Here is a 22959-nt window from a genome sequence, read left to right as displayed (position 1 = left end):
ACCTGCTGGGCGGCGCTTCTCACATGCCGGACTGCCCTTCCGGCAAGTCGCCGTTGATCCCTGCCCGTGAGAGTATTTCTTGGCCTAGAGGAGGGTTTGAGGCCGTTGATGTCGGATCGCAAGCAGGACGGACGCCGCATCGCCGGCCGCTACCAGCTGCAGGAACCCATCGGCAGGGGCGGGATGGGCATCGTCTGGCGCGCCTACGACGAGCTCCTGGACCGCACGGTCGCGGTCAAGGAGGTCAGGTACGCCGCCGCCCTGGGCGAAGAGGTGCAGCTGCTGAACCGGCGCACGATGCGCGAGGCGAGAGCGGCGGCGAGGTTCGAGCATCCGAACGTGATCGTCGTGCACGACGTGATCGAGGAGGACGATCGTCCCTGGATCGTCATGCAGCTCGTCCAGTCGCGGTCGCTGGGCGCCGTGATCAAGCAGGACGGGCCGCTGCCGCCCAAGCGGGTGGCCGAGATCGGCCTGGCCGTCCTGGACGCGCTGCACCGCGCCCACGAGGCGGGCGTGCTGCACCGTGACGTCAAGCCCGAGAACGTGCTCCTGGCCGACGACGGCCGCGTCGTGCTCACCGACTTCGGCATCGCCACGCTGGAGACCGAGACGCAGCTCACCGTGACGGGCCTGGCGGGCACTCCGGCGTTCATCGCGCCCGAGCGGCTCAAGGGGCTGCCGGCGCGGCGCGAGTCCGACCTGTGGTCGCTGGGCGCCACGCTCTACACGGCGGTGGAGGGCCGCTCCCCGCACGAGCGCGGGATGGCGCTGGCGACCATGCACGCCGTCCTCACCGACGAGCCCGACCCGGCCACGCACGCGGGCCCGCTCGCCGACGTGATCAGCGGGCTGCTGGTCAAGGAGCCGGTGCAGCGCCTGTCGTACGAGGAGAGCAAGCGCATGCTGCGCCGGGCGCTGCGCGACATGATCGCCGCCGAGCCGGACACCGGCGCGACCGGGCCGTCGGTCTCGCCGCCCACCAAGCAGTTCCCCGCCGCGCAGGAGCTGCACGTGCCGGCCCAGGCCGAGCCGAGGCGCCCCGCCGCACCACCGGCGGCACCATCGGCAGCACAGTCGGCGGCACAGTCGGCGGCACAGTCGGCCGCGCCGCCCGCCGCCGCGCCTCCCGCCAGGCCGAAGCGTCCCGGCGTCGCCAAGGCCAGGCGGCCCTACGAGCCGGTCGAGGACGACACCCCGACCGACCCGAACCTCCTCGCCGCCTCCGCCCAGGAGTCCATGCCGGAGACCGGCGCCCGCATCCCCCAGACGCCGACGGTGACGCCGCCGACGCCGCCCGCCGAGTCCACGCTGGACGCGGGCAAGAAGCCGGAGCACCAGAACAGGCCCACCATCGTCATCGCGGCGGCCGTGGCCGTCCTGCTGGTGGCGGTCGTGGGCGGCTACCTCGGCCTGAACTCGGCCCCCGCCGACGAGACGACGCAGCGCGCCGGCGCGCGGGCGGCGGGCGTCACGGCGAGCCCGTCCCAGTCGCCGCCGAGCGCGTCCGCCTCCCCGGCGACGACGCCACCGAGCGCCTCACCCACCTCGGAGCCCTCCTCGGAGCCCTCCTCGGAGCCCTCCTCCGGGCCAACCGCTGAACCCACCGCGAAGCCGGAGGAGACCAAGAAGGACCCGTTGCCGTCCGGTTGGAAGTACCACTCCGACAAGCTCGGCTTCAAGATCGGCCTGCCCAAGGGCTGGGACGAGTGGCAGCGCGGTGGCCGCTGGGTCGAGTTCAAGGGCCCGGGCGGGGCGCCCAACGCGCACGTGCGCGTCGAGGAGATGCCCAAGCTGGGCAAGGACCCGCTGAAGGGCTGGAAGAAGCTGGAGCCCAGCCTCAAGGACAAGTACGGCGGCTACAAGAAGATCGACATCAAGGAGGCCGACTACCGCGAGGCCGCCGCCGACTGGGACTTCTACTGGCCCACCAACACCGGTAAGAGCCGCATCCGCTACCGGGGCTTCGTCGCCGAGAACGGCAAGACGTACGCCATCTACTGGCACACGCTCAGCAGCCACTGGAAGAAGGACTACGACTTCTTCGAGGGCTTCTGCGCGACGTTCGTGCCGCCGGAGTAGGTAGGCTGCGCGGCGTGCACGTCAGCAACCGCTATCGCCTCATCGAGCCGCTCGGGGAGGGCGGGATGGGCGTCGTCTGGCGTGCCTACGACGAGCTGCTCGACCGCACGGTGGCGATCAAGGAGGTCCGCTACACGGGCGTCGGCGACGCCAAGCGGGCCGAGCTCAACCGCAGGACCATCAGGGAGGCCAGGGCGGCCGGGCGTCTCGACCACCCGTCGGTCGTCGTCATCCACGACGTCGTGGAGGAGGACGGCCGGCCGTGGATCGTGATGCAGCTCGTCCGCTCGCGGTCGCTGGCGCAGGTGATCGGCGAGAGCGGGCCGCTGCGGCCCGCCCAGGCCGCGGTGATCGGCGGCCGGGTGCTCGACGCGCTGCGCGCCGCGCACGCCACCGGGGTGCTGCACCGTGACGTCAAGCCCGAGAACGTGCTGCTCGCCGACGACGGCCGCGTCGTGCTCACCGACTTCGGGATCGCCTCGATGGAGACCGAGGCTGGGCTGACGGCGACGGGCGGCCTCGTCGGGACGCCCGCGTACATGCCGCCCGAGCGGCTGAACGGCGACCCGGCCAGGCCCGAGTCCGACCTGTGGTCGCTGGGCGCCACCCTGTACGCGGCGGTGGAGGGCCGGCCGCCGTTCAAGCGCGACTCGTGGGCCGCGACGGTGGCGGCGGTGCTGCGCGACGAGCCCGAGCCGCCGGTGCGGGCCGGGGTCCTGGAGCCGGTCATCATGGGGCTGCTGCGCCGCGACCCGGGCGCGCGGCTGCCCGCCGCCGAGGCCGCCGGGCTCCTGTACGAGGCCGCCTCCGCCCCGCACACACCGGCCACCGGCACACCCGCCCCACCGACCGCCGCGCCCCCGATCCCCGGCCCTTACGCCTCCGCACCCCACACCTCCGCGCCCCACGCCCCCGCACCCCACGCCTCCACGCCCATCGGCGGGCCCGGCACACCGCCACTGCCCTGGCAGCAGGACCCGGGCACCGACCGGCGCGGAAGCGGCGCGGGCTCCTGGCAGACGGCCGGCGGCACCCACCCCGGCGGCGGCGCCCCCCACACCACCATGCCCGAGCACCAGGGCAAGCCCGGGCGCGGACGCCGCAAGGCGGTGTGGATCGGCAGTGCCGTCGCGCTGGCCGCCGTAGCGGTGCTGGGCACGGGCGGCGTACTGCTGTCCGACCGCTGGACGACCGCCACCCCGACCCCGACCCCGACCAGCGAGCCCACCACAGAGCCCACCACAGGACCCACGCAGCCCACGAAGACCGCCACGCCACGCCCCACCCGCACCGCGATCCCGGCGGGCTGGCGCTCCTACCGCAGTACGGCGGGCCGCTTCCAGATCGCCGTCCCCGACCGCTGGCAGCCGCAGAAGAACCCGGACAGGGACAGCATCACCTTCAAGGGCCCCGGCACCACCGGCACGCTGATCGTCGAGTGGACCATCCCCGACATCCCATGGGACGACCCGGAGCGGCACTGGCTGGGCCTGGAGAAGGAGATCCAGGCCAAGGGCCAGTTCCAGCGCTACAAGCGGATCGGCATCACCCCCACCGGCTACCTGGGCGTCAAGGCGGCCGACTGGGAGTTCACCCGGCTCCGCGACGGCCGGACGATCCACGTGATCAACCGCGGCTTCCACACCGAGGACGGCCGCCCGTACGCGCTGTACTGGGAGACCCCGCAGTCGAGCTGGGCCGGCGACCGCCACTACTTCACCGCGTTCCTCAAGACGTTCAAGCCGCTGTGAAGGAGCAGGCCCGGTTCTGGCGGCACCCGGCGGTGCCGGAGACGGACCTGCTCAAGGCCCGGTACGTCACCCACCGCTTCTCCAGGCACGTGCACGACGGCTACGCGATCGGCCTGATCGTCTCGGGCGTGGAGGAGTTCGACTACCGGGGCACGCTGCACCGGGCGGCGGCGGGCGAGCTGGTGCTGGTGAACCCCGACTCCGTGCACACGGGTCAGGCGGGCGTGCCGGGCGGGTGGGCGTACCGGATGCTCTATCCGTCGATCGAGGCGGTGCGCGGGATCGCGGCGGAGCTGGGCGCGCCGTACGGGACGCCGTTCTTCCCCCGGCAGGTGGTGCGCGACGACCAGGTGGCGGCGCTGCTGGCGGGGGCGCACGAGGCGGCGGAGCGCGGTGACGCGCTGGCGGCCTCGACGCTGAGCCGCACGCTGTTCGCCCGGCTGGTGACGCGGCACGCCGCGCCGCGGCCGGCCACGGTGCTGCCGGCGGAGGGCAGGCGGGCGGTGCGCGCGGCGCTCGACCTGCTGCACGAGAGCCTGGTGGATCCGCCGACGCTGGAGGACCTGGCCGGGGCGGTGGGGGCGCGGCCGTTCGCGCTGCTGCGGGCGTTCAAGGCGGCGACGGGGCTGCCGCCGCACGCGTACCTGACCTCGCTGCGGGTGCGGCAGGCGCGGCGCCTGCTGCAGTCCGGCGTGCGGCCCGCGCGGGTGGCCGCCGAGGTGGGGTTCACCGATCAGGCCCATCTGAGCCGTCACTTCAAGCGCATCGTGGGCGTTCCGCCCGCCGCGTATCAGCGCGCTGCAGGAACGTACAAGACGGACGATTCACCCAGCGTCTAGCCTCGGGCGGCATGGAAGAGACGACCTCCCGTTCCGCCGCCGTGCGGGACGGTCTCGGCGTGGGGCTGGCCGTGGGGCTGTCCGGGATCGCCTTCGGCGCCGCGGCGGTGACCGCGGGCCTGTCCGTGCCGCAGGCGTGCGTGCTGAGCCTGCTGGCGTTCACGGGCGCCTCCCAGTTCGCGCTGGCGGGCGCCGTCGGCGCCGGCGGCGACCTGCTGGCCGCCACGCTCGGCGCGCTGCTGCTGGGCGGCCGCAACACGCTCTACGGCCTGCGCATGGCCGACCTGCTGCGGGTACGCGGGCCGCGCCGGCTGCTGGCCGCCCACGGCGTCATCGACGAGACCACCGCCGTCACCATGGCCCAGCCGACCCCCCGGGCGGCCCGCACGGGCTTCGTGACCACGTTCGCCAGCCTCTACGTCGCGTGGAACCTCACCACGCTGGCCGGCGCGTACGGCACCTCGTTCCTGGGCGACCCCGGCGTGCTGGGGCTGGACGTGGTCGGGCCCGTCGCGTTCCTGGCCATCCTGTGGCCGCGCCTGGCCGGCAGCGCGGAGCTGCGCCGGCTCGCGGCGGGGGCGGCGGTGATCGCGCTGTGCGCCACCCCGTTCCTGCCCCCCGGGGTCCCTGTGCTGCTGTCGGCCGTGGCGGTCGTGGTGGTGATGGTGCGATGACGTTGTGGTGGGCGATCGCGGCCGTCTGCGCGGGCTGCTACGCGCTGAAGCTGGCGGGGCTGGCCGCGCCCCGGCGGGTGCTGGACCATCCGGGGGTGCGCAGGTTCGCTGAGCTGGTGCCGGTGGCGCTGCTGGCGGCGCTGATCGCGGTGCAGACGTTCACGGCGCAGGGCGGGCTGAGCTTCGACCCGGCCAGGACGGCCGGGCTCGGGGCGGCGGTGGTCGCGCTGCTGCTGCGGGCGCCGTTCCTCGTCGTGCTGGCGTCGGCCGCCGTGGTGACCGCGCTTGCCCGGATGCTTCTTGGGTAGTCGCCGTGCATGTCCGATTCAGCTGGGTTGATGGTCGGTGGGCGGTATCGGCTGCTCAGAACGATCGGCAAGGGCGGCATGGGCATGGTGTGGCATGCCCATGACGAGGTGCTCGGCCGGGACGTGGCCGTCAAGGAGGTGCTGCCGCCGCCCAACCTGACGGAGCTGGAGCGCGACGAGTTCGCCGTGCGGACCTTCCGCGAGGCCAGGGCCGCGGGCCGGGTGGCGCACCCCGGCGTGGCCACGGTCTACGACGTGCTGGAGGAGCGCGGCCATCCGTGGATCGTCATGCAGCTCGTGCACTCGCGCACGCTGGGGGCGCTGATCCGCGAGGACGGCCCCATGCCGCCCGCGCGGGCCGCCGCGATCGGGTTACAGCTCCTGGAGGCGCTGCGCGCGGCGCACGCGGCGGGCGTGCTGCACCGCGACGTCAAGCCCGACAACGTGCTGCTCACCGAGGACGGCCGCGCGGTGCTCACCGACTTCGGCATCGCCACCACGGAGGACGAGGCGCCCGTCACGCGGACGGGCATCCTGGTCGGCACCCCCGCCTTCATGGCGCCGGAACGCGCGGCAGGCGGCCGGGCCAGCCCCGCCTCCGACATGTGGTCGCTGGGCGTGACGCTGTACCTGGCCGTCGAGGGCCACTCCCCCTTCCAGCGGGACAGCGCCCTGGCCACGCTGGGCGCCGTCATGCACGCGGAGCCGCGCCCGCTGGCCCGCGCGGGCGTGCTCGCCCCCGTCCTGCTCGGGTTGCTGCGCAAGGACCCCGCGGAACGCATGTCGCTGGACGAGGCCGAGCGGCGCCTGGCCACGATCATGACGGGCGGCGCGCCCGAGCGGACCGGCCCCGTCACCGTGCCCGCGGCGACGCCGCCCTGGCGGACCCGGCGGCGCCTGCTGCCGCTGGCCGCGATCGCCGGCGGCGCGCTCGCCGTCGGGCTGGTCACCGGGGGCGCGGCTTGGTGGTCGCAGCGCCCTCAGGAGGCGGTCACCCCCACCCAGTTGCCCGCCGTCGTGACCACCAAGGCCACGACCGTGTACGAATCCCCCACCCCTGAGCTGAAGACCACCCAGCCGGAGGAGAGCGCCGCCTCACCCCAGCAGGTCTCCCCCCGCAGCACCGCTCCGCCGCCGCGCAGCACCCCGCCGCCGACCCGCGAGCAGCCGCGCAGCCCGTCGCCCTCGGGCAAGCAGAAGAGCCCCACAGGGGAGCCGGAGCCGACCAAGACCAAGAAGGAGAGCACCGCCCGCACCCCCGGCCAGGTCGAGGGGGCGAGCAACGGCCGGGCGGCGGGCAAGGACAAGAAGGTCAAGAAGGGGAGCAGGTCCGCCTGAGCGGGCTCAGGACTCCGCGCGCACGATGTCGAGCGCCTTCTGCAGGTCCTGCGGGTAGTCGGTGCTGAACGACATCCACTCGCCGGACGAGGGGTGCTCGAAACCGAGCGCCACCGCGTGCAGCCACTGCCGGGTGACCCCGAGCCGGGCCGCGAGCGTCGGGTCGGCGCCGTACAGCAGGTCGCCGACGCACGGGTGGCGCAGCGCCGACATGTGCACCCTGATCTGGTGGGTGCGCCCGGTCTCCAGCTTGATGTCCAGCAGCGACGCGGCCCTGAACGCCTCGACCGTGTCGTAGTGCGTCACGGACGGCTTGCCCCCCGCCACCACCGCGAACCGGCCGTCGCCGGCCGGGTGCCGGTCGATGGGCGCGTCGACCGTGCCCCTGAACGGGTCGGGATGCCCCTGCACCAGCGCGTGGTAGCGCTTGTCGACCGTGCGCTCCTTGAAGGCGCGCTTGAGGTGCGAGTAGGCGTGCTCGCTCTTGGCCACCGCCATCGCGCCGGTGGTGTTGGCGTCGAGCCGGTGCACGATGCCCTGGCGCTCGGCGGCGCCGCTGGTCGCGATCGTGTGCCCGGCGCCGAGCAGCCCGCCGATCACGGTGGGGCCCGTCCAGCCGACGGTGGGGTGCGCCGCCACCCCGATGGGCTTGTTGACCACGATGATGTCGTCGTCCTCGTACACGATGGACATGCCGGGCACCGGCTCAGCCACCGGCATGGGGGTGGTGACCGGCGGCGGCAGGGTGACGTCCAGCCACGCGCCCGCGTGCACGCGGTCCGACTTGGCCGGCTGGCGGCCGTCGACCAGCACCTCGCCGGCTGTGATCAGCTCGGCGGCGCGGGTGCGGGAGAAGCCGAACAGGCGCGAGAGCGCGGCGTCGAGCCGCTCGCCCTCCAGCCCGTCGGGCACCGGCAGGCTGCGCTGCTCAGTCATCCTTGGCCACCTCCCTGGACCCGTCGATCTGCACGTTGCGCCAGGCCAGGAACACCGCCAGGATGCCGCCGCAGACGATCGCCGAGTCGGCGATGTTGAAGACGGGGAAGTAGTCGATGACCGGGAAGTTGCCCGGCAGCACCTCGATGAAGTCGACGACGTGCCCCTGGAGCTGCGAGGAGCGCCCGAACCCCGAGGGGTAGCGCAGCAGCCTGTCGGTGAGGTTGCCGGTCGCGCCGCCCAGCAGGAGGCCGAGCGTGACGGCCCAGGACCTGCTGCCGAGCTTGCGCGCCGTACGCACGATCGCCACGACCACGCCGGCCGCGATGAAGGTGAAGATGAACGTCATCCCCGTGCCGATGCTGAACGCCGCGCCCGAGTTGAAGATCACCCGGAACTGCAGGACCCCCGGGATGACGACGTGCGGCGGCTCACCCTCCAGCGTGCGCAGCACCAGCGTCTTGGTGGCGAGGTCGGCCGCGTAGATCACGGCCGCCAGCGCCACGAGGACGGCGAAGAGGCGCCGGCGGGGCCTGCCCGCTGCGCCTCCTGTGCCTTCGGGGTGCCCGGTTACCGGCGCTCCTCCTTCTGCTTGCAGGCCACGCACAGCGTCGCCCTCGGGAACGCTTGGAGGCGTTCCTTGCCGATCGGCTTGTGGCACGATTCGCACACTCCGTAGGTCCCTGCGTCGATCCTGGCGATCGCACGTTCGTTCTGCGCGACCAGATCGCGCGCATTAAGGGTAAGGGCGATCTCGCGTTCGCGCTCGTACGTCTTGGCGCCGGCGTCCGCCTGGTCGTCGCCCGCGCCCTGGGTCACGTCTCCAGAGGCTATCTCCGACTCGTGACGGTGGATGTCCGCCTCGAGCTCGTCGATCTCCTTCTGGAGGCTGCCGCGTACCTCGGCCAGCTCCTCGTCCGACCACATCGACGGTGTAGCGGTCTGCGTGACTGCCGCCATGGCTGCCTCCATTGCTGATCAAGGCCGTGAATGGTGCGGGCAGCTTAGGATCCTCATAACGGAACGGCAAACGACCCGCCGGATGGTTTACCTCCCCCGTACTATCCCGCCCCGCGCATTCAACTCCTCCCCGGGGGTGTCCATTCCCACAACTTTGCGCCGTTTACGACTTGCGTACCGGCGCGGGATGCCGCCACCAGGAAAACAAGGAAGCCTCCGCCCCCACTCTGCGTTATGGTTTGAGACTGCAAGGCGTTGATGGGGCCCGACTGTGAGGGATATCACCCCGGAGCCGCCGGAAGAACGGCTCTCCCGAGCTCATTAGAACCGGCAGCAGACTCAATGAAGAGGGCCCCGCCCGCGGGGTCAAGAAGGGTGGTACCGCGGAGCCGCCAGGCTTCGTCCCTTCACGCGTCCAGCCAACCGGCCGATCAAGCGTGGAGGTCCCGCCCGAGATGTCTTCCCCAACATTCCGCTCTCTTCCCGCGCAGGTCGACCTGCCCGCGCTCGAGCGCGAGGTCCTCGACCGCTGGCGGGACGGGAAGATCTTCGAGCGCTCCGTGGAGCAGAACGCGGGCAACCCCGCCTGGGTCTTCTACGAGGGGCCGCCCACCGCCAACGGACTGCCCGGCGTGCACCACGTCGAGGCGCGCGTCTTCAAGGACCTCTTCCCCCGCTACAAGTCGATGCGCGGCTTCAGCGTGCCCCGCAAGGCCGGCTGGGACTGCCACGGCCTGCCCGTCGAGGTGGGCGTCGAGCGCGAGCTGGGCCTGTCCGGCAAGCGCGACATCGAGACGTACGGCATCGCCGAGTTCAACGCCAAGTGCCGCGAGTCGGTGCTGCGGCACGTCGACGCGTTCGAGCAGATGACCGAGCGGATGGGCTACTGGATCGACCTGTCCCAGGCCTACCGCACCATGGACCCGTCCTACGTCGAGTCCGTGTGGTGGTCGCTGAAGGTCATCTTCGACAAGGGGCTGCTGTTCCGCGACTTCCGGATCACGCCCTACTGCCCGCGCTGCGGCACCGGGCTGTCCGACCACGAGCTGGGCCAGCCCGGCGCGTACGAGACCGTCTCCAGCCCGTCGGTCTACGTCCGCATGCCCGCCACCTCAGGCCCGCTGGCCGAGCTGGGCGCCGCGCTGCTCATCTGGACCACCACGCCGTGGACGCTGGTCTCCAACACCGCCGTCGCCGTGCACCCCGACGTCACCTACGTCGCGGCCCGCACCGCCGCCGGCGAGGTGCTGGTCGTGGCCGAGCCCCTGCTGTCGGTGCTCGGCGAGGGCGCCACCGAGGTGGCCCGCTTCACCGGCCGCGAGCTGGAGCACACCACCTACACCCGCCCGTTCGACCTGGTCGACATCCCCGGCGCGCACTACGTCGTGCTCGGCGACTACGTCACGGTCGAGGACGGCACCGGCCTGGTCCACCAGGCGCCCGCCTTCGGCGCCGACGACATGGCCGTGATCAAGAAGTACGAGATGCCGGTCGTCAACCCGATCGGCCCCGACGGCCGCTTCCTCGACGACGTGCCCATGGTCGGCGGGAGGTTCTTCAAGGACGCCGACGAGGAGCTGACCGAGGACCTGCGGGCGCGCGGCCTGCTCTACCGGGGCGGCCACTTCGAGCACAGCTACCCGCACTGCTGGCGCTGCCACACGGCGCTGCTCTACTACGCCCTGCCCTCCTGGTACATCCGCACCACCGCGGTCAAGGACCAGATGCTGGCGGAGAACTCGAAGACCAACTGGTTCCCCGACACGATCAAGTGGGGCCGCTTCGGCGAGTGGCTGCGCGGCAACGTCGACTGGTCGCTGTCGCGCTCGCGCTACTGGGGCACGCCGCTGCCGCTGTGGGTGTGCTCGCAGGACGAGTCGCACGTGACGTGCGTCGGCTCGATGGAGGAGCTGGGCGCGCTCTCCGGTCAGGACGTCTCGGCGCTCGACCCGCACCGCCCGTACGTCGACGACGTCTCCTTCGACTGCCCGTCGTGCGGCGCGCTCGCCACGCGCGTGCCCGACGTCATCGACGCCTGGTACGACTCCGGCTCCATGCCGTTCGCCCAGTGGGGCGAGCGCGGCAAGCCCGAGGGCGTCTACCCGGCCCAGTTCATCTGCGAGGCCACCGACCAGACGCGCGGCTGGTTCTACTCGCTGATGGCCGTCGGCACGCTCGTCTTCGGCCAGTCCTCCTACGAGAACGTGCTCTGCCTCGGCCTCATCCTGGCCGAGGACGGCCGCAAGATGAGCAAGCACCTGGGCAACATCCTGGAGCCGATCCCGCTGATGGACCAGCACGGGGCCGACGCGCTGCGCTGGTTCATGGCCTGCTCCGGCTCGCCGTGGGCGGCCCGCCGGGTGGGTCACGGCACGCTGGAGGAGATCGTCCGCAAGGTCCTGCTGACGCTCTGGAACACCTCGTCGTTCTTCACCCTCTACGCCAACGCCGAGTCCTGGTCGCCGGCCATGCTCGCCGACGCCACCCCGGCCGCGCAGCGCCCGCTGCTCGACCGCTGGGCGCTGGCCGAGCTGCACCGGACGGTGGCCGAGGTCACGGCGGCGTTCGACGAGTACGACACCCAGCGCGCCGGCCGCCGCCTGGCCGACTTCCTCGACGACCTGTCCAACTGGTACGTCCGCCGCTCGCGCCGCCGCTTCTGGCAGGGCTCGCAGGACGCGTTCGCGACCCTGTACGAGTGCCTGGAGACGGTGCTGCGGCTGATGGCGCCCATCACGCCGTTCGTCACCGACCACCTGTGGGACGTGCTGCGCCCGGCCGACGCGCCCTCCTCCGTGCACCTGGCCTCCTGGCCGGAGGTGCGCGAGGACCTGCTCGACCCGGCGCTGTCGGACCAGATGGCCCTGGTGCGGCGCCTGGTGGAGCTGGGCCGCTCGGCCCGCGCCTCCTCGGGCGTCAAGACCCGCCAGCCGCTGCGGCGGGCCCTGGTGGGCGCGCACGGCTGGCCGTCGATGGCCGACGAGCTGCGCGGCCTGGTGGCCGACGAGCTGAACGTCCAGGCCCTGGAGGACATGTCCGGCTTCGACGCCGACCTCGTGTCCTACACGGTCAAGCCCAACTTCCGATCCCTGGGCAAGCGCTTCGGCTCGCAGACCAAGCTCGTGGCCGCCGCGGTCGCCGCCGCCGACGCCACCCGCGTCGCCAGAGCCCTGCGCTCGGGCGCCACGGTCATGGTGGAGGCGGACGAGCTGGGCGAGGTCATGCTCGGCCCCGACGACGTGATCGTCAACGAGCAGCCCCGCTCCGGCTGGGCGGTCGAGACGGGCGCCATCGGCACGGGCACCGGCGAGACCGTGGCCCTCGACCTGGAGCTGACCGACGAGCTGCGCCGCGCCGGCCTGCTGCGCGAGGTCATCCGCCTGGTGCAGGAGGCTCGCAAGTCGACCGGCCTGTCGATCACCGACCGCATCGAGCTGTGGTGGACGGCCACGTCCGACGACCTGGCCGCCGCGCTGCGGGCGGAGGGTCACGTGGTGGGCGAGGAGGTGCTGGCGACCGCCATCGCGGAGGGTGCGGAAGCCGGCCTGCCGTCCCACACGGACGCCGACCTCGGCCTGACCTTCCAGCTCCGCCGCGCCTGACCTCCCAGCTCCGCCGCGCCTGATCGCCGAGGGGCGCACCTCCCGGGTGCGCCCCTCGTTCACGCGTCACGCGTCACGCGTCACGCGTCCGTCACGTCCCGCACCTCGCGCAGGGCCGCATACACCGGCACCGGCGACACGACGATGACGACGCCGGCCGCCCACAGCGCCCGCCGCGGCCCGGCCACCTCGCTCACAGGCGCGTCCAGGCCACGGCGGCGGGTCTCGGGCATCAACACGACGGCTACGAAGCAGACCAGCACGCACCCGTCACCAGCGCCGTGACCGGCCACAACGCGCCACCCGCCGCCGCAACGAACAGCGCGGGCCGCACTCCGTCCACACCGAAGCGCACCCGCGCGGCGCTCAGCCGACCGTCTCGCGGTCGTGCTGACACACCGAGCAGCTCGTCAGCCCGGCCGCCTCAGCCGCGGCCAGCGTCATCGTCTCCACCCCGGTCTCGCCCGCGCCGCGGATCAGCGGGCAGGCGGTGCTGTGGTAGCGGCGGGTGCCGACGATGACCTTCACCGTCCCCTGCCGCTCGCCCTTCTTGCCCGGCTCCTCACCGGCCTTGCCGGCAGCACCGCTCTCCTTGCCCTTCGGCGGCTCGCCCTTGGCCACCCCGCCCGTGGACGCGGGCGGACGCTCGGACGTGCTCTTCGCCGGCGCGGCAGCGGGCTTGGCGGCCGGCGGCTTGGCCGGGGCGCCCGGAGGCAGCGGCCCCTTGGGCTTGGCCGTCGACTCGGCGGAGGACGCGGGCCGCTCGTGCAGCACCACGGTCTCCCCGGAGGACGGCTCCTCGGACGGACGCTTGCCGCCCGTACCGCCCGTGCCGCCCGACGGCTCGACCGGCATCCCGGCCGCGTTCACCCGCGGCTGCGGCGCCGTGTCGGGGTCCGACACGTCGTCATCCGCGACCCGCCTCCCGGCCGCACCCGCAGCCGACCCAGGCCGCCCACCGGAGGTCTGAGACTTGCCACTCGGGCTCTGCGGTCTGCCACCAGGGGTCGTCGGCTCGCCGCTCGTGGTGTGAGGCCTGCCAGCAGCAGGGGTCGGCGACTCGCCGCTCGTGGCCTGAGGCCTGCCACCAGCAGGGGTCGGCGGCTCGCCGCTTGTGGCCTGAGGCTTGCCGCCAGGCGTCGGCGGCTTGCTCGCGGAAGCCGCGGGCTTGTCTCCGGCCGCCCGCGACTCACCCCCGGAGGTCCGCGCCTCACCGGCCATCCCCGACGCACCACCGGACGTCCGCGACTCACCACCGGACGTTTGCGGCTTGCCACCCGAACCGGGGACCTTGTCACCGGGTGTCTGCGGCTTTCCACCAGGAGCCGGTGCCTTGCCACCCGCCTGCGGCGGCTTGGCCCCGCTCTGCCCAGGCTCACCACCGGCCTGCTCACGCGAGGCAGTCGTCTGACCAGGCCTCCCGCCCGTCTGGCCGCCCGTCTGGCCGCCCGTCTGGCCGCCCGTCTGACCGGGCCTCGCGCCCGCCGGACCGGGTCTGGCGTTGCCCGGCGAAGTCTCCGTCTCTTCGGACTCGCCGGGGGAGGATCCGGCCTTGCGCGCGAACGGCGGCGGCCGGAAGAAGGAAGTCTGTGTCTCGTCCGCCCGCTCATCGTCCGAGCCGGGCTCGGGGGCGGCGGACGAGGGGGCCTTGCCCTGGCCTGAAGCGGCGGCAGGGGGGCGGCCGAACCACCCGGTGGCGCCTTCCTCCTCGTGGGAGGCGGCAGGCTCCGGGCTGGGGGTGGAAGCCTTCGTGTCGGGCTTCGGCGGGGCGACCGGCGGACGTACGTCGCGGGTCTCCGCGGAGCTCTCGGCCCGGCTCGCCGCGGGAACGTCAGCGGCGGGAGCGGTGCCCGAGGTGGCGACGCCTGAGGTGCCGGCTCCTGAGGTGCCAGCTCCTGACGGGACGGCGCCTGGGGTGACGGCGGGCTCGGGGTCGGCGGCAGGCGGCAGTTGCCGTCCGCCGAGCGCTGCGTCCGGCAGGCACGTGGTGCAGGGCGTGAAGCCCTCCTCGCGTGCCTCCTCGTAGGTGAGCTCCTCGTGATCCCGGCCGATCAGCTGCCTGCAGCCGGGCACGTGGTACCGCTTGCGCCCGGGGATCACCAGCACGATCGCATCCGGCGAGATGCCGGTCGGCGCGGGCCGGCGCGGCACGGGGGCCGGTGCGGTCGCCGCCGTCCGCTGGGGCGCGTGGACAGGCGCCTGGGGTTGCGGCCTCGGCGGCGTGTGCTGCTGGTGAACCATCGGACCGGTCTGGTTGTACGGCGGCGCGGACGGCATGAGCCCCTTCGGGGGGGTGGCCGGCGCAGCGGCCTGCCCACCTCCGGGAAAAAGCTCGTTCCGCCGCAGGAAAGCCCCGATCACCAGGAACAGCGCGGACAGCACGCTGACCACGATGGACCACATGATCAGGAACGGCTTCGCCAGTACGAAGCCCGCGATCAGCAGAACCACTGCCGCGAGCACCAAACCAGCACTGATAAGGATCACAGGGGGCTCTTTCGAGTGACAGGTCCTAGTGACCCCTTACTCTACCGGCGGTCGTTGTGCGGACCGTCACCGCCGGGGAAGGCGCCCTGCGGAGCCTCGCCGCCGAACGGGCTCGGACCACCGGGGAGAGGCTGCTGGCCACCCTGAGGCACGGCGTGCGACATGGCGGGAGCCTGACCCTGCGGGCCGCCGGACATGACGGGGAAGCCGCCGCTGCCCTCGGCGGAGACGTTCAGCTCGGCGAGCTGGTTCTCCAGGTAGAGCTTGAGCCTGCTGCGGTACTCGCGCTCGAAGCTGCGCAGCTCCTCGACCTTGCGCTCGAGCTCGTCACGGGTCTGCACCAGCGAGCCCATGGCCTGGCGGTGCCGCTCCTGGGCGTCGCGCTCGAGCGTCTCGGCGCGGGCGCGGGCGTCGCCGATGACCTGCTCGGCCTGGCGGCGGGCCTTGGTGAGGATCTCGTCGGCCTCGCGCCGGGCGCGGGTCACCGTCTCGTCCGCCTCCCGGCGGGCGTCGGAGATCGCCTGGTCGGCGGTCTGCTGGGCGAGGGCGAGCACGCGGGCCGCGGTGTCCATGTTGTCCTCGGCGGGAGGCATGCTCATCGCCACGGGGACCGGCGGCTGCTGCTGCATCGGCGGCGGCTCGGGGGCCCGCATGGGCTCCGGCTGCGGCGGCGCCATCATCTCGGGCTTGGGCTGCTCCTGGACCGGGGCGGAGGCCATGGGCATGTTCATGCCGCCCGGCACCTTCCCACGCAGGCACTCGGCCAGCTTGGCGCGGAGCTCCTCGTTCTCTTGGATCAGGCGGTCGAGCTCAGCTTCCACCTCGTCGAGGAAGGCGTCGACCTCTTCCTCGTCGTAGCCCGGCCGGAGCCGGGTGGTACTGAACTGCTTGTTCCGCACATCAGCGGGCGTCAGCGGCATTTTTTGGTCTCCTTGGCGCGCTTGGAGTCTGTCCGGAGGACGGTTACCCGAATCACCTCAGCGCGGACACGAGTTGGATCACGACCGGAGCCTCACCGGCTCGTTCATCGCCCGCCGAGGGAACCGGCGATCTGAATCAAGATCAGAACCACGATGAACAGGACAGTGAAGCTTAGGTCAAAGGCCACCGTACCCAACCGGAGCGGAGGAATGAAACGGCGGAGGAACTTGAGGGGTGGGTCAGTTGCGGTGTATGTGGCCTCCGCCAGCACCAGGACGACACCGGAAGGCCGCCACTGACGGGCGAACGCCTGCACCGTCTCAAAGATCATCCTGCCGATGAGCAGCACCAAATACAGAGACAGGACAACGACCAAGATCCCACCGATGATCTCCACGGCCCGGCCGCGCCTCCACTTCCGATGTGCCCGCCCGGTCTCGGCGAGACCGGGTTGGGTCCGATAGGCATACAGAGACTCTAACTCTGGTTGAAGAACCCGCGTTCCGCGATTCGAGCCTTGTCCTCGGCAGTCACCTCGACATTGGCAGGGGACAACAGGAACACCTTGTTGGTAACACGTTCAATGCTGCCATGTAGGCCAAAGACCAGACCTGCCGCGAAATCAACGAGCCGCTTCGCGTCACTGTCAACCATCTCGGTCAGGTTCATGATGACCGGGGTGCCGTCGCGGAAGTGCTCTCCGATGGTTCGGGCCTCGTTGTACGTGCGGGGGTGCAGGGTGGTGATGCGGGCCAGATCGGTCGTGCGGCGTTCCAGGATCGTCGTGGTGGGCCGCGGTGCGGGCGCCCCGGCCTCGGGCTCGTCCTCGCGCTCCTGGACCGCCACGGCACGCTCCTCGCCGGGCCGCTGCACCTCGTCGTCGTAGGTGTAGTCGTCGGTGTAGGCCTCGTACCTCTCGTAGCGGTCGTCCTCCACGAGACCGAGGTAGACCGCCATCTTGCGCATCGCGCCGGCCATCGCTACGTCGTCCTCCTGCTCATGGTCGCACTCGCTCGGGCCCGTCGCCGTGTCCGAGGCGGTAGCCGTACCCCCTTGGAGCTCACCGCTGATCGACCTCTACTTGGTCATGGGCCTGAAGACCCACTTGAGGGGACATTACCTGACGAAGGGCTTGCGACGACCGAGCAACGCCGTACCGATCCGCACGTGTGTCGCGCCGTATGCGATGGCCTCGGCGAGGTCCTCGCTCATCCCCGCCGAGACCATCGTGGCGCGGGGATGCTGCTCCTGAAGGCGTACGGCCAGGTCACGCAGCCGGGCGAACGCCTTGGCCGGCTCCTCGCCCAGCGGCGCGACCGCCATGACGCCGCCCAGCCACACGCCCTCGGCCAGAGCCACCTCGTCGGCGAGCTCCAGCAGGTCGGCGGGGCGCACGCCGCCCCTGGCGGGGTCGTCGTCCAGCGCGATCTGCACCAGGCAGCCGACCCTGCGGCCCTGGCGCACGGCCTCCTTGCTGATCGCCTCCACCAGCCTGACGCGGTCGACGGAGTGGATCACGTCGGCGTACCCGGCCACGGAGCGGACCTTGTTGGTCTGCAACTGGCCGACGAAGTGCCAGGTCAGCGGAAGGGCGGCGAGCTCCTGCGCCTTGGGGGCGGCCTCCTGGTCGCGGTTCTCACCGACGTCGCGCACGCCCAGCTCGGACAGGATGCGCACGTCCTCGGCGGGCCGCGTCTTGGTGACGGCGATCAGCGTGACCTCGCCCCGGTCGCGCCCCACCGCGTGGCACGCGTCGGTGATGCGCGCGTCGACCTCGGCGAGACCGGCCGCGATCTCGTCCCTTCTCACGTGCCTCTCCCCCTCACTTCGACTGTCCGCGCCGGCACCTCGTACGCGCCTCACCCCCGTACGCACGACGGCGCCGCTCCCGTTGTCCCTGTGGGGAGCGGCGTCAGGCGCGGCTACTTGACGGCTACTTGAGGAAGTCGGGAACGTCGAGTTCCTCTTCCTGCTCCTCGAAGATCACACGAGGACGTTTGGGCGGCTCCGACATGCGGGAGGTGATGGGCGTGGGCGGGTTGGCGGGCTCGGGCGCGGGCCGTGGGATCGAGACGGGGCCGGACGGCTCGTCGGCCGGGTCGTCCCCGGCGTCGCGCAGCGTGTCGCGCACCGGCTCCCTGACGGGCTCCCTCGGCACCTCCCGCACCGGCTCGACCGGGCGCACCGGCTCGGGGCGCGGCGGCTCGGGCCTGAACTCCGCACGCGGCTCAGGACGGGGCTCGGGCCGCGGCTCGGCCCTGAACTCCGCACGCGGCTCGGGACGGGGCTCAGGGCGTACCTCAGGGCGCGGCGCGGGCGCCTCCGACTTGATGCTCGGGGCGGCGGCGCTCGGCCGCGGAGGCGACACGGGAGCCGCCGGCGCGGGCTGCGCGGGCGCGCGGCCCACCGGTCGCGGCGCCTGCTTCTCCGCCGGTCCGGGTACGTCGTCGAACCCGGCCGCGATCACGGTCACCCGCACCTCGTCGCCGAGCGCGTCGTCGATGACCGTGCCGAAGATGATGTTCGCGTCGGGCGCGGCGGCCATGGAGACGAGCTGGGCCGCCTCGTTGATCTCGAACAGGCCGAGGTCGGAGCCGCCGGCGATCGACAGCAGCACGCCGTGCGCGCCGTCGATGCTGGCCTCCAGCAGCGGGCTGGAGACCGCCATCTCCGCCGCCGCCACCGACCGGTCGTCGCCGCGCGCGTGGCCGATGCCCATGAGGGCCGACCCGGCGCCCGACATGACCGACTTCACGTCCGCGAAGTCGAGGTTGATCAGACCGGGGGTGGTGATGAGGTCGGTGATGCCCTGGACACCCGACAGCAGCACCTGGTCGGCGGCCTTGAACGCGTCGAGCACGCTCACCTGCCGGTCCGAGATCGACAGCAGCCGGTCGTTGGGGATCACGATGAGGGTGTCGACCTCGTCGCGCAGCGTCTCGATGCCGGCTTCGGCCTGCGAGGCCCTGCGCCGTCCCTCGAAGCTGAACGGCCGGGTCACGACACCGATGGTGAGCGCGCCGAGCGATCTGGCGATGTTCGCCACGACGGGGGCGCCGCCCGTGCCCGTGCCGCCGCCCTCGCCCGCCGTGACGAAGACCATGTCGGCCCCCTTGAGGACCTCCTCGATCTCCTCACGGTGGTCCTCGGCCGCCTTCCGGCCGACATCGGGGTTGGCGCCCGCGCCCAGTCCGCGCGTGAGCTCGCGGCCCACGTCGAGTTTCACATCGGCGTCACTCATCAGCAGCGCCTGGGCGTCGGTGTTTATCGCGATGAACTCGACGCCCTTGAGTCCCTCTTCGATCATCCGGTTGACGGCGTTGACTCCGCCGCCGCCGATGCCGACGACCTTGATGACCGCGAGGTAGTTCTGCGGTGCTGCCACGACGAGGGGCCTTTCCGCTCGTTGACTTGCCATTTCGGTGCGGATTGTCTCCGCTTTTTGTCAGTTCGGGTAACTCTCAACCTCAGGTTGAGATTTAGATTTATGTCAACCTGAGGATTGATACGGACAGTAGGAGTTACGCTCCAGGCGGGTCAACTAACCGCGCCGCAAGCACGTCCGGCGTGTCGCGGGCTGTCCGTTTCGCTCCGCAGTCACGCCTGGTGGCGGGCCTCCTTCGCCGAAAGTCCGGTCTACAGGCTCTCACGCCGCGGCCCCCGCCTCGCACAGGCTCGGCGATGCCCTTGCCGCTGAGTTGCCAGACCCTGACGATCACGATCACTTCAGTGTCACCACGTCGGGCGAACTGACGTCGTACAGGGTGACCGACCTTTCGCTCCTGAGCAGCGAGCTCAGGATGCGGCCCTTCTCCTCGGGACGGTCGGGGCCGCCCCAGATGACCGTGCGGCCGTCCGACAACACCAGCGTCACGCCCTCGGCCGTGCCCGCCCGCACCTGCCTCACCTTGGCCGCGACCTCGTCCGGCACCGCCTCGATGACCTTGAGCGCCGCCGTCATGGCGGGGTCGCCCTGCTGCGGGCGGTCCACCTTCAGCAGCGGCAGCATCGGCGGGGCCGCCGCCCTCACCTCGATCACCACGCCCTGCCCGTCGACGATCGCCACCTTGTCGCCCGCCGGCACGGCGGCGACCGGCTGGCGCTCGACCACCTCGATCTTGAGGGTGCCCGGCCAGATCCTGTCGACCTTGGCCGAGGCGAGCTGTCTGATGGCCAGGACGCGTGTCTCCACGTCGGCGAGGTTCACGGTGGCGAGAGGATGCAGGTCCGCCACGCCGGCCTGTTGCTCGATGCGATCGCTGGGGACTGTGAGATTTCCCACGATCTCTATCGAACGCACTCCCAGCACGGGCGAGAAGAACACCAGCCACGCGGCCGAGCCCACCACCCCTGCGGTCAGCAGCACCAGGAACGCCGTGCGCGCCTTCATCGCCCTCCCACCAACACGCGGCTCATGTCGGCACCGAACCTACGCCGACGCGCGGTCCGACACCCGCGCGCCACGCCCAAACGCCCACCCCTGCCGCACCGCCGCGGGACACGCGCCCGGCGAGACCCGCGCCGCGCCGGCGGGTCGTGTCACGAAGGAGCCCGGCGCCCGTCACCGACGCCCGAGCCACCGGATGAGGTCAGGACAACCGAGCCACGATCTGCGGCCCCAGCTCCGTGACGTCCCCGGCCCCCATGGTCAGCACGATGTCCCCCGGCCTGGCCCGCTCGGCCACCATCCCCGGCACGGCCGACCGGTCAGGCGCGTAAGCCACCCGCTCCGGCGGCAACGGCACCCGCCCCGCCACCATCGCCCCAGAAACCCCCGGCTCGGGATCCTCCCTGGCCCCGTAGACGTCGAGCACGATGGCCTCGTCGGCCAGCCCCAGGGCCGTCCCGAACTCGTCGGCGAAGAACCGGGTCCGCGAGTACAGGTGCGGCTGGAAGATCGCGATGACCCGCCCGGTGCCGGAGTAGGACGCCACGACGTCCCTGGCGGCCCGCAGGTCGGCGGTGAGCTCGGTGGGGTGGTGGGCGTAGCTGTCGAACACGGCGATGCCCCCGGCCTCGCCCTTGGCCTCGAAGCGCCGCTTGGCCCCGGTGAAGGCCCCCAGGCCCTCCCTGATCTCCTCGAACGGCAGCCCCAGCTCGTCGGCCACGGCGATCACCGCGGTGGCGTTGAGCGCGTTGTGAGCCCCGGGGACGGCCAGCCGCACCTCTCCCCTGCCCTCGATGCTGAAGACGGTGCCGAACCCGTCGGGCCTGACGCCGGACACGCGGTAGTCGTCGCCCTGGGCGCCGTAGCTCTTGACCCGCAGCCCGCGTTCCCTGGCCGTCCGCGCCAGGTCGGCGGCGCCGGGGTCGTCGGCGCAGACGATGAGCAGCCCGCCGACGCGGTCGGCGAAGCGGGCGAAGCTGTCGTGCACGGCTCGCGGGTCGCCGTAGTTGTCGAGGTGGTCGGCCTCGACGTTGGTCACGACGGCGATGTCGGGGGCGAGCATGAGGAACGAGCCGTCGCTCTCGTCGGCCTCGGCCACGAAGACGTTCCCCTGGCCGTCGTCGGCGCCGAGCCCGGTGGTGACGAGCTGGCCGCCCACGCAGTAGGACGGGTCGGCGCCGCACTTCTGCAGCGCCACGGTGAGCATCGAGGTGGTGGTGGTCTTGCCGTGGGTGCCGGCGATGGCGACGGCGGTGCGCCCGGCCATGACGGAGGCCAGCGCGGCGGCCCGCGGGATGATCCGCAGGCCCTGCTTGAGCGCCTCGCCCAGCTCGGGGTTGGAGTCGCGGATTGCGGTGGAGACGACGACGGTGTCGACGTCCCTGATGTGGGAGGCGGCGTGGCCGATGTGGACGGTGGCGCCCAGCTCGCGCAGCTCGGTGATCTGCTCGGAGCTGCGCGCGTCGCTGCCGGTCACCCGCACCCCGCGCTTGAGCAGGATCCGGGCGATGCCCGACATTCCCGCGCCGCCGATGCCGATGAAGTGCACCCGGCCCAGCTCTTCGACGGACACGGGATCGACCAGCTTCACGAGACTCATCGGGCTATCTCCAACACTTTCCTGGCAAGCATGATATCGGCGTCCTTCCTCCCCAGTCTGGAGGCGGCCTCCGACATGACGGCGACCCGCTCCGGGTCCTGGAGGATGGGCAGCACGTTGTGGATGATCCATTCGGGTGACAGGTCGGCGTCGTCGACCAGCAGGCCGCCGCCGCCCGCGGCGATGCGCTCGGCGTTGACGCGCTGCTCGCCGTTGCCGTACGGGAGCGGCACGTACGCGGCGGGCAGCCCGACCGCGGTCAGCTCCGCGCAGGTCAGCGCGCCGCTGCGGCACAGGGCCAGGTCGGCGGCGGCGTAGGCGAGGTCCATCCGGTCGACGTAGGGCAGCAGGACGTACTGCGGGTCGCCGGGCGGCGGCTCGTGCTCGACGGTGTTCTTCGGCCCGAGCACGTGCAGCACCTGCACGCCGGCCCTGCGCAGGACGGGGGCGGCGGCGAGCGCGGCCTCGTTGATCGACCTGGCGCCCTGCGAGCCGCCGAACACCAGCAGCGTCGGCCGGTCGTTCTCCAGGCCGAACCAGGAGCGCGCCTTGTCGCCCGTGGACAGCCGGTCGAGCGTGACGATCTCGCGCCGCAGCGGCGTGCCGATGTACTCGGCCTTGGGCAGCGCGCCGTCGGGGAACCCGCTGTACACGTGGTCGGTCAGCCGCGCGCCCAGCCGGTTGGCCAGGCCGGGTCTCGGGTTGGCCTCGTGCACGACGATCGGCACGCCGCGCCGCTTGGCCGCCAGGTAGGCGGGGGTCGCCACGTAGCCGCCGAAGCCGACCAGGACGTCGGCCTTGACCCGGTCGAGGATCGCCGCGGTGGCGTTGATCGCCCCGGCCAGCCTGCCGGGCACGGTGAGCAGGCTCGGAGTGATCGCCCTGGGCAGCGGCACGGCCGGCACCAGCTCCAGCTCGTAGCCCCTGGCAGGCACGAGCCGCGTCTCCAAGCCGCGTTCCGTGCCCACGCAGGTGATGCCGACGCTCCGGTCAAGATGACGCAGCGCGTCCGCAAGGGCGAGCGCGGGCTCGATGTGCCCGGCCGTCCCCCCACCGGCGAGGACCACCCTCATC

The 22959-nt window shown here is 72.2% G+C and carries 20 protein-coding genes; 7 read left to right on the top strand and 13 right to left on the bottom strand.

Annotation, left to right across the window (positions count from 1 at the left end):
• Positions 1-108: 108 nt before the first annotated feature.
• From FXF51_RS14075 to FXF51_RS60775, 6 genes are read left to right on the top strand one after another with little or no spacing between them, the layout of a single operon-like run.
• Positions 109-2082, top strand: a complete 1974-nt coding sequence (locus FXF51_RS14075) for a serine/threonine-protein kinase (protein ID WP_148434863.1) — start codon at positions 109-111, stop codon at positions 2080-2082.
• Positions 2083-2096: 14 nt separating this feature from the next.
• Positions 2097-3833, top strand: coding sequence for a serine/threonine-protein kinase (locus FXF51_RS14070; protein WP_148434862.1), 1737 nt, complete (start codon positions 2097-2099; stop codon positions 3831-3833).
• Positions 3830-4672, top strand: a complete 843-nt coding sequence (locus FXF51_RS14065) for an AraC family transcriptional regulator (RefSeq protein ID WP_262379507.1) — start codon at positions 3830-3832, stop codon at positions 4670-4672. The genes FXF51_RS14070 and FXF51_RS14065 overlap by 4 nt, the downstream gene beginning before the upstream one ends.
• Before the next feature lie 11 nt (positions 4673-4683).
• Positions 4684-5346: an AzlC family ABC transporter permease gene (locus tag FXF51_RS14060; RefSeq protein WP_148434861.1), complete on the top strand. Its 663-nt coding sequence runs from the start codon at positions 4684-4686 to the stop codon at positions 5344-5346.
• Positions 5343-5654, top strand: a complete 312-nt coding sequence (locus FXF51_RS14055) for an AzlD domain-containing protein (RefSeq protein ID WP_148434860.1) — start codon at positions 5343-5345, stop codon at positions 5652-5654. Before FXF51_RS14060 ends, FXF51_RS14055 begins: the two co-directional genes overlap by 4 nt.
• A 9-nt stretch (positions 5655-5663) precedes the next feature.
• Positions 5664-6992 (top strand): serine/threonine-protein kinase, encoded by a 1329-nt coding sequence (locus FXF51_RS60775; RefSeq protein ID WP_187414362.1) that lies wholly within the window; start codon positions 5664-5666, stop codon positions 6990-6992.
• A 6-nt stretch (positions 6993-6998) separates the two neighbouring features.
• Here the strand turns inward: FXF51_RS60775 and FXF51_RS14045 are convergent, their stop codons facing one another.
• From FXF51_RS14045 to FXF51_RS14035, 3 genes are all read right to left on the bottom strand, one after another.
• Positions 6999-7928, bottom strand: a complete 930-nt coding sequence (locus FXF51_RS14045) for an RluA family pseudouridine synthase (protein WP_148434859.1) — start codon at positions 7926-7928, stop codon at positions 6999-7001.
• Positions 7921-8433, bottom strand: a complete 513-nt coding sequence (gene lspA / locus FXF51_RS14040) for a signal peptidase II (RefSeq protein WP_222871265.1) — start codon at positions 8431-8433, stop codon at positions 7921-7923. The genes FXF51_RS14045 and lspA overlap by 8 nt, the downstream gene beginning before the upstream one ends.
• 65 nt (positions 8434-8498) lie before the next feature.
• Entirely contained in the window at positions 8499-8888 is a 390-nt protein-coding gene (locus FXF51_RS14035; RefSeq protein WP_187414361.1) for a TraR/DksA family transcriptional regulator, read from the bottom strand.
• Positions 8889-9343: 455 nt separating this feature from the next.
• On the opposite strand from FXF51_RS14035, the gene ileS reads away from it, so the two are divergent.
• Complete coding sequence (gene ileS / locus FXF51_RS14030; RefSeq protein ID WP_148434856.1) at positions 9344-12490, top strand: isoleucine--tRNA ligase; 3147 nt, start codon at positions 9344-9346, stop codon at positions 12488-12490.
• Between the two features lie 80 nt (positions 12491-12570).
• Here ileS and FXF51_RS60770 read toward each other — a convergent pair whose 3' ends face one another.
• From FXF51_RS60770 to murG, 10 genes are all read right to left on the bottom strand, one after another.
• Positions 12571-12723, bottom strand: a complete 153-nt coding sequence (locus tag FXF51_RS60770; protein ID WP_187414360.1) for a hypothetical protein — start codon at positions 12721-12723, stop codon at positions 12571-12573.
• A 133-nt stretch (positions 12724-12856) separates the two neighbouring features.
• On the bottom strand, positions 12857-14941 hold the full coding sequence (locus FXF51_RS14025; protein ID WP_148434855.1) for a hypothetical protein: 2085 nt from the start codon (positions 14939-14941) through the stop codon (positions 12857-12859).
• 77 nt (positions 14942-15018) lie between these two features.
• Complete coding sequence (locus FXF51_RS14020) at positions 15019-15897, bottom strand: DivIVA domain-containing protein (protein ID WP_148434854.1); 879 nt, start codon at positions 15895-15897, stop codon at positions 15019-15021.
• A 104-nt stretch (positions 15898-16001) separates the two neighbouring features.
• Positions 16002-16295, bottom strand: a complete 294-nt coding sequence (locus FXF51_RS14015) for a YggT family protein (protein ID WP_148434853.1) — start codon at positions 16293-16295, stop codon at positions 16002-16004.
• Between the two features lie 80 nt (positions 16296-16375).
• On the bottom strand, positions 16376-16876 hold the full coding sequence (locus FXF51_RS14010) for a cell division protein SepF (RefSeq protein WP_148434852.1): 501 nt from the start codon (positions 16874-16876) through the stop codon (positions 16376-16378).
• A 138-nt stretch (positions 16877-17014) separates the two neighbouring features.
• Positions 17015-17707 (bottom strand): YggS family pyridoxal phosphate-dependent enzyme, encoded by a 693-nt coding sequence (locus FXF51_RS14005; protein WP_148434851.1) that lies wholly within the window; start codon positions 17705-17707, stop codon positions 17015-17017.
• Positions 17708-17831: 124 nt separating this feature from the next.
• Positions 17832-19283 (bottom strand): cell division protein FtsZ, encoded by a 1452-nt coding sequence (gene ftsZ / locus FXF51_RS14000; protein ID WP_148434850.1) that lies wholly within the window; start codon positions 19281-19283, stop codon positions 17832-17834.
• A 336-nt stretch (positions 19284-19619) separates the two neighbouring features.
• The gene (locus tag FXF51_RS13995) at positions 19620-20288 is read right to left on the bottom strand and encodes a cell division protein FtsQ/DivIB (protein ID WP_148434849.1); all 669 of its coding nucleotides are present in this window, start codon (positions 20286-20288) and stop codon (positions 19620-19622) included.
• 199 nt (positions 20289-20487) lie between these two features.
• Positions 20488-21885 carry a UDP-N-acetylmuramate--L-alanine ligase gene (gene murC / locus FXF51_RS13990; RefSeq protein WP_148434848.1) on the bottom strand — a complete coding sequence of 466 codons (1398 nt, stop codon included), beginning with the start codon at positions 21883-21885 and terminating at the stop codon, positions 20488-20490.
• On the bottom strand, positions 21882-22958 hold the full coding sequence (gene murG / locus FXF51_RS13985) for an undecaprenyldiphospho-muramoylpentapeptide beta-N-acetylglucosaminyltransferase (protein WP_148434847.1): 1077 nt from the start codon (positions 22956-22958) through the stop codon (positions 21882-21884). The genes murC and murG overlap by 4 nt, the downstream gene beginning before the upstream one ends.
• Position 22959 lies beyond the last annotated feature (1 nt).

Origin of the sequence: Nonomuraea sp. PA05 (assembly GCF_008086045.1) — a bacterium.
Lineage (GTDB): Bacteria > Actinomycetota > Actinomycetes > Streptosporangiales > Streptosporangiaceae > Nonomuraea > Nonomuraea monospora.
Note: the sequence above shows the minus strand (reverse complement) of the source record. Positions and strands in the feature narration are given on the sequence as shown.

Excerpts from the sequence above, each read along its gene's own strand:
- FXF51_RS14020 (WP_148434854.1), bottom strand. The coding sequence starts at position 15,897 with ATGCCGCTGACGCCCGCTGATGTGCGGAACAAGCAGTTCAGTACCACC.
- FXF51_RS14060 (WP_148434861.1), top strand. The coding sequence starts at position 4,684 with ATGGAAGAGACGACCTCCCGTTCCGCCGCCGTGCGGGACGGTCTCGGC.
- murG (WP_148434847.1), bottom strand. The coding sequence starts at position 22,958 with ATGAGGGTGGTCCTCGCCGGTGGGGGGACGGCCGGGCACATCGAGCCC.
- FXF51_RS14010 (WP_148434852.1), bottom strand. The coding sequence starts at position 16,876 with ATGGCCGGCGCGATGCGCAAGATGGCGGTCTACCTCGGTCTCGTGGAG.
- FXF51_RS60770 (WP_187414360.1), bottom strand. The coding sequence starts at position 12,723 with ATGCCCGAGACCCGCCGCCGTGGCCTGGACGCGCCTGTGAGCGAGGTG.
- FXF51_RS14045 (WP_148434859.1), bottom strand. The coding sequence starts at position 7,928 with ATGACTGAGCAGCGCAGCCTGCCGGTGCCCGACGGGCTGGAGGGCGAG.
- FXF51_RS13995 (WP_148434849.1), bottom strand. The coding sequence starts at position 20,288 with ATGAAGGCGCGCACGGCGTTCCTGGTGCTGCTGACCGCAGGGGTGGTG.
- FXF51_RS60775 (WP_187414362.1), top strand. The coding sequence starts at position 5,664 with ATGTCCGATTCAGCTGGGTTGATGGTCGGTGGGCGGTATCGGCTGCTC.
- FXF51_RS14035 (WP_187414361.1), bottom strand. The coding sequence starts at position 8,888 with ATGGCGGCAGTCACGCAGACCGCTACACCGTCGATGTGGTCGGACGAG.
- murC (WP_148434848.1), bottom strand. The coding sequence starts at position 21,885 with ATGAGTCTCGTGAAGCTGGTCGATCCCGTGTCCGTCGAAGAGCTGGGC.
- ileS (WP_148434856.1), top strand. The coding sequence starts at position 9,344 with ATGTCTTCCCCAACATTCCGCTCTCTTCCCGCGCAGGTCGACCTGCCC.
- FXF51_RS14075 (WP_148434863.1), top strand. The coding sequence starts at position 109 with ATGTCGGATCGCAAGCAGGACGGACGCCGCATCGCCGGCCGCTACCAG.
- FXF51_RS14055 (WP_148434860.1), top strand. The coding sequence starts at position 5,343 with ATGACGTTGTGGTGGGCGATCGCGGCCGTCTGCGCGGGCTGCTACGCG.